At 47.1% G+C, this 6385-nt stretch carries 3 protein-coding genes; all 3 read left to right on the plus strand.

The features are described from left to right. Positions 1–10 precede the first annotated feature (10 nt). Complete coding sequence (locus AB6F11_RS14880) at positions 11–3886, plus strand: YhdP family protein (protein ID WP_102393505.1); 3876 nt, start codon at positions 11–13, stop codon at positions 3884–3886. Between the two features lie 94 nt (positions 3887–3980). Beyond that, a complete protein-coding gene (locus AB6F11_RS14885; RefSeq protein WP_017061365.1) occupies positions 3981–4793 on the plus strand; it encodes a carbon-nitrogen hydrolase family protein in 813 nt (270 codons plus the stop codon). Between the two features lie 19 nt (positions 4794–4812). Beyond that, positions 4813–6258, plus strand: coding sequence for a metalloprotease TldD (tldD, locus tag AB6F11_RS14890; RefSeq protein ID WP_017061366.1), 1446 nt, complete (start codon positions 4813–4815; stop codon positions 6256–6258). Positions 6259–6385: the final 127 nt, after the last annotated feature.

Here is a 6385-nt window from a genome sequence, read left to right on the forward strand (position 1 = left end):
TGGAAATTTTGTGAGCTCAAGCGTTACTCTGATTCTACGTGCATGTTTATGGTTAGTGGTTACTCTCTTAGTAACGCTAGCCATTGCCGTTACTACACTGCGTGTAGCCTTGCCCAATTTAAACAAGTATCAATCTGAAATTGAGCTTTGGGTAAACCAACACTCCGGTTTTGATTTTTCGATTCAAGATGTGGGCGGTTTTTGGCGTAACACTCACCCCTCTATTGCTCTGCAAGGCGTTAAAGCTAGCCTCCCCAATGCAGAAGATGTGACCTTCTCTGTTGAGCGTGTTGAAGTCGAGTTTGACTTGATTCAATCGCTCGTGCAGATGCGCCCGGTTGTGGCCGATCTAGTCATGAATCAAATGTATCTTGATATCCGCTCAATTGATCTGTTTGCCGGACAAAATGGCAAAGACGAACCTACAGATCCCGAGTCTTCCAAGCGAGTGATACAAGAGCTCGATAATTTACTGCTAAAAACACTCGTCGATGTAACTGCAAAAGATTCTTCTATTCTTTATCACTCTGTTTCGGGTGAAGAACGTCAGCTCGATATAGAAACCTTAAAATGGCAAAATTCAGACAAACATCACCTTGCTGAAGGTGTGGTGAGTATCAAAGATGCCAATCTAAACTCTCTGTCAGTGAGTGCTAACTTTATTGATGGTGGGTCACTGACTGATGTGACTGGTGAGTTTTATGTCAGTGCCGACAGCATTTCTGTTAAGCCATGGCTTACGCATTATATGCAGGCGGAATCCGGCATTGAAACGGGTACTGTGAGCTTGAATAGCTGGCTTACGCTGCGAAATAGCAAGCCAGTGAGCGCTTATGTTGAGGTTTTACCCTCAGAACTGGCGTGGAACGAAGATGGCGAGCATGACCTCATGCTTGAGTCCGGTGTCTTTAAGTTGTCGCCGACTGATGATGGTTGGCAAGTAAATGGTCACTCACTAAACCTTAGAACGGATGACACACCTTGGCCGGAACTCGACGTAGCGTTCAAGTGGAATCAAGGTCCATGGCAACTCAACATTTCTGAGCTGGATATTGCGACTATTACTCCGTTGATTAAGCTGCTGCCTGACTCTGAACAATCAACCAAAATGATTAACGTATTGGCGCCGGGCGGCTCTGTTTCTGATATCCGTGTTTCCATGGGTTCGGGAATTGACAGTTTACGTTATTCAGCCAGTTTTTCTGATCTTGCTATCGAGCAGTGGGAACTAGTCCCAGGCTTTAGCCAAGTGTCTGGTAGTGTGTTTGGTTCGGCCTCGGAAGCGAAAGCTAGCCTGCATGTTATTGACGATGTGTTCCCTTATGGTGACGTATTCCAAGCGCCTTTGAATATCAAACAAGGTCAGGTTGATATTGTTTGGCAGCAAGATGAAAACGGCTGGAAGCTGTGGTCAGACAAAATCACAGCTGCCACCCCCGATTTACAAGTACTAGGCGCATTCCGCTTAGACTTCCCAAAAGATGCGAGCCCGTTTTTATCCTTCTACGGCGAAGCGGACGCTTACAATGTCGGTGAAACATGGCGCTACTTACCTACACTGGCTCTTGGGCAAGATCTAACAGACTACCTTTCAACTGCGATTCAAGCCGGTAAAGCGGATACCGTAAAACTGTTGTGGCATGGTGATTTGTCTCAATATCCATACACTAACCACGATGGTATTTTCCAGGTTTGGGTTGGCTTAGAAGATGCGAAATTCAGCTTTGATACCGCGTGGCCACTGATTACTGATCTTCAGCTTGATCTGTTGTTTGAAAATGATGCGATGCATCTGGATTCTCGCTCAGCTCAACTGATGGATGTGACGGCAGATCGAATCACAGGACGCATTCCTTATTTAGGGGAAGGCGGCCATATTGAAATTGAAGCTAAAGCGACGGCGTCTGGCAACGCAGTACGCGATTACATGACGTCTTCGCCACTGGTGGGCTCGGTAGGCGCAGCCTTAACCGCACTTCAAGTGAGTGGTGATGTCTCTTCTGAGTTCCAGCTGAATATTCCGTTTGATTCTGAAAAAGAAGCAAGAGCATGGGGTTACGCCGACTTAAGTGGCAACCATGTTGAGATTGAAGCGCCGCCAATGGTGCTCGAGAACACCACGGGTCGAATTGAATTTGATAATGACGTAGTGACGGCAAATGGCCTCGCTGCGGATCTGCTTAACCAAGGTATCTCGCTTGATTTTAAGGGCCTTAATGATGGTCCTGGCTATGCAGTTGATATTGATGTGTTAGGTGATTGGGACGTCAAGCCTCTAGAACCTTACATAGGTGAGCAATGGTTAAGCCGCTTATCAGGTCATGCGCAATGGCAAAGCCAGATTGATATCCAGCTGAATGATATCGGCTTTACCTACCAACTAGACTTACAGTCAGACCTAAAATACTTGGCGAGTGATTACCCATATCCATTGGCGAAAAAATCACTAGAAAGTGGCTCTGCAAGGCTACAGGCATCGGGTAACCAAGAGACGATTACCGCGCGCCTGCAATTGCCAAACACCAAGTACCAAGCTGAGATTGATATCACAGGCGACGTGCCTGAGTTAACGGCGACCAACTTAGTGCTTGGTCGCGGTGGCTACAAAATTAGCCCGGTGGTGGGCCATCACGCACTGATTCGTACAGACAAATTCAATGCCGATGATTGGTTATCGGTTGTAATGGAACCGGTAAAGCCTTCAACGGCTGTACTTAGTCAAATGAACACGCCAACCATACCTGCGCCAAGCCGTATTACCTTTGAGAGTAAAGAGCTGATCTTGGGTGGTATCTCTTGGAATGACGTCGATTTTAGTGCTCGTAAGAACAAACAGGCGTGGCAAATGGAAGTGTCTAGCCAAGAGCTAGAAGGGGATATTAACTACCTGCCTCCTTATGATTTGACAGTTTCACTGGATCGTCTGCATCTGTTTGTTCCTGAGTGGAGTGATAAGAACAACCAAGATCAGCAACTGCTGCAACGTAAAGAACAAGCTGCGCCATTGATATCCAAATTGGATAGAGAGATCCACGATGCGATGCCAAACCTGACCCTGACGCTGAACGACTTTTGGCTGCAAGGCTACAAGGTGGGTAAGGTCGATGTTGAAATGACGAGGAACGAAGATCGTATCGAGTGGAACAAAATCCAGGTGCGAAGCGGCGGTAACAAAGCGGATGTGAGTGGCTGGTGGGAACTGCAAGGTGACAAGAGTCATTCATCGTTAACCGTTGATGTTGAAGGTGAAAACAACAGCGAGCTCATGGAGCGCTTTGGTATTACTTCCGGGATTCAAAAAGCGCCATTCGCGTTGGAAGGTCAACTAAATTGGGATGGTTCACCTTGGGGAATCAAAATGGATACCCTTGATGGCAACGTTAAAACCAAGTTTGGTAAAGGCATTATCTCGGATGTGAGCGGCGCAGCTCGATTACTTGGCCTGTTTAGCCTAGATTCGATCATCCGTAAGATGCAGCTCGATTTCTCAGATGTGTTTGATAAAGGTATGGCCTTCAACAGCATCACCGGAACGGGCGAGATTCAAAATGGTATCTTCCTGACCAATGATCTGAACATGGATGCGGTCGCAGGTGAGATGAAAATCAAAGGTATCGCTAACCTCAACACGCGTCAGGTTGATGCTGAGGTGAACTTTACCCCAGATATTACCTCGGGTATTCCCGTATTAACGGCCTTTGCGGTAACCCCTCAAACGGCGCTGTACGTATTGGCGGTGACCACGGTTATCTCGCCAGTTGTGGAAGTCTTTACCCAAGTAAATTATTCGGTGAAAGGACCATTGGATTCACCAACGGTGAGCGAACTTTCTCGTAGCTCTGGCGAGTTTCAGCTGCCAGAGAAGCTGAGAAAATTAGCCGAATAGGCCTTAAATTAGCCGAAAAGACCTTATGCCCGAGTCAGCGAATATACGGTGAAATGCTGATTTCTGAATCATAATGAATGGAGGAGCGATACACATGGATTGTGTTGGGTTGATTCAAATGACATCTGGCCCCAGCCCTGAATTGAACTTTGAGTACCTTGCTCAAGAAGTTGCAAAGTGCAAAGAGTTGGGGGCTAAGTGGGTTGTTTGCCCTGAAAACGCGTTAGTTTTTGGCAGTAAAGCCGACTATCACCAGTGTGCTGAGCCTTTTAATGATGGTCCACTGCAAAAGAAAATCTCTGAGCTAGCAAAGCTTCACAGAATTTGGATCGTCATTGGCAGTATGCCGATAAGCACAACTAACGGAGTGACGACCACCACCTTGGTGATTGATGATTTTGGTTGCCTCGTTGCTCATTACGACAAGCTACACATGTTTGATGTGGATGTCGCTGACGCCCATAAGTGCTATCGAGAGTCGGATATTTTCACTCCGGGCAACCAAGTTGTGACAGCGGAAACGCCTTTTGGTCGCTTAGGTTTGAGTATTTGTTATGATGTGCGCTTTCCACACTTGTATTCAGAGTTACGTAAGCAAGGGGCACAAATCATTGTGGTGCCTGCGGCTTTTACAGCGGTAACGGGTCAAGCGCACTGGGAAGTACTATTAAGATGCCGCGCGGTTGAAACACAGTCGTGGATTGTCGCGGTAGGTCAAGGCGGAAAACACCCTTGCCAAAGAGAAACATGGGGACACTCAATGGTGGTTGATCCATGGGGACGAGTGGTCGCACAGTTAGACCAAGATCCTAAAAGTATGGTGGTTGAGATAGACACATCCAGTTGCGAGTCCATTAGGCAAAATATGCCCATCGCGCAACACTCTCGATTTACCAATCAATTTTAATTACAAACAAGAGCCATCTATGAGCATTAATCAAATTGAAGAAGCGCTACTGAACCCGACAGGGCTTACGGAGCAAAATATCGCAGATACATTGGCGAGTATTGCTACCCGCCAAATTGATTATGCTGATATCTACTTTCAGTCAAGCTGGCACGAATCTTTAGTGCTAGAAGACAGCATTATTAAAGACGGCTCTTTCAATATCGATTGCGGTGTTGGCGTTCGTGCAGTATCTGGTGAAAAGACTGGTTTTGCTTACTCTGACCAAATCCAATTGGATGGTCTTAAGCAGAGCGCAATTGCGGCTCGTGGTATTGCTAAACAAGGTCAAAACGGCAAGGTTCAAGCGTTCAAACGCAACTCTAATCAAGCTTACTATGATGCAGTTAACCCGCTTGCGAGTTGGGAAAAACAGCAGAAAACAGAATTACTAAAATCATTAGATGCTTACATTCGCACTAAAGAGCCGATGGTGACTGAAGTATCGGTGAGTTTAAGTGGTGTGCATGAGCAGATGCTGGTTGCTGCGACTGATGGCACTTACGCTGGTGATATTCGTCCGCTGGTTCGCTTGTCTATTAGCGTACTTGCACAGAAGGGTGATCGTCGTGAGCGTGGTAGCGCTGGTGGTGGTGGCCGTTTTGGTTACGACTTCTTCTTAAGTGATGACAAAGGCACTCAAGTTGCTTACCAATTTGCGGATGAAGCGATTCGCCAAGCATTAGTTAACCTTGAAGCGGTTGCAGCGCCTGCTGGTGCCATGCCTGTGGTTCTTGGTTCTGGTTGGCCGGGCGTTCTGCTGCATGAAGCGGTAGGCCACGGTTTAGAAGGCGACTTCAACCGTAAAGAGTCGTCAGTATTCTCTGGCAAAGTTGGTGAGCAAGTAACTTCAAGCCTATGTACGATTGTCGATGACGGTACATTAACGGATCTACGCGGTTCATTGAACGTCGATGATGAAGGTGTTAACGGTCAGTACAATACGTTAATCGAAAACGGCATCCTAAAAGGTTACATGCAAGATAAGCTGAACGCTCGTCTAATGGGTGTAGCACCGACAGGTAATGGTCGTCGTGAGTCATACGCGCATCTTCCAATGCCACGTATGACGAATACATACATGCTACCGGGCGAACACACACCGGAAGAGATCATCGCGACGGTTGAGAAAGGTATCTACGCACCGAACTTCGGTGGCGGTCAGGTCGATATCACATCAGGTAAGTTCGTATTCTCAGCGTCTGAAGCGTACATGATTGAAAACGGTAAGATCACTCACCCAGTGAAAGGCGCGACGCTAATCGGTTCTGGTATCGAAGCGATGCAGCAGGTGTCTATGGTGGGTAACGACCTAAGCATCGACCGTGGTGTGGGTGTGTGTGGTAAGGCTGGTCAAAGTGTGCCAGTGGGTGTTGGTCAACCAACATTGAAACTAGACTCGCTAACCGTTGGTGGTACTGAGTAATTCAGACTAACCTCTGCCGACTTACTTCAAAATATTAAATTGAAAAGCGCCTCCAATGTGAGGCGCTTTTTGTTTTGTGCGCCGAGCATGGCGTTGATCTAGGAGGTGAAAGTCCTCTACGGGCTCA

The sequence above is a fragment of the Vibrio sp. 10N.247.311.14 genome, from assembly GCF_041467715.1.
Classification (GTDB): domain Bacteria; phylum Pseudomonadota; class Gammaproteobacteria; order Enterobacterales; family Vibrionaceae; genus Vibrio; species Vibrio crassostreae_C.

What these genes read in the sequence shown, in the direction of transcription:
- AB6F11_RS14885 (WP_017061365.1), top strand. Translation starts at nt 3,981, where the DNA reads ATGGATTGTGTTGGGTTGATTCAAATGACATCTGGCCCCAGCCCTGAA.
- tldD (WP_017061366.1), top strand. Translation starts at nt 4,813, where the DNA reads ATGAGCATTAATCAAATTGAAGAAGCGCTACTGAACCCGACAGGGCTT.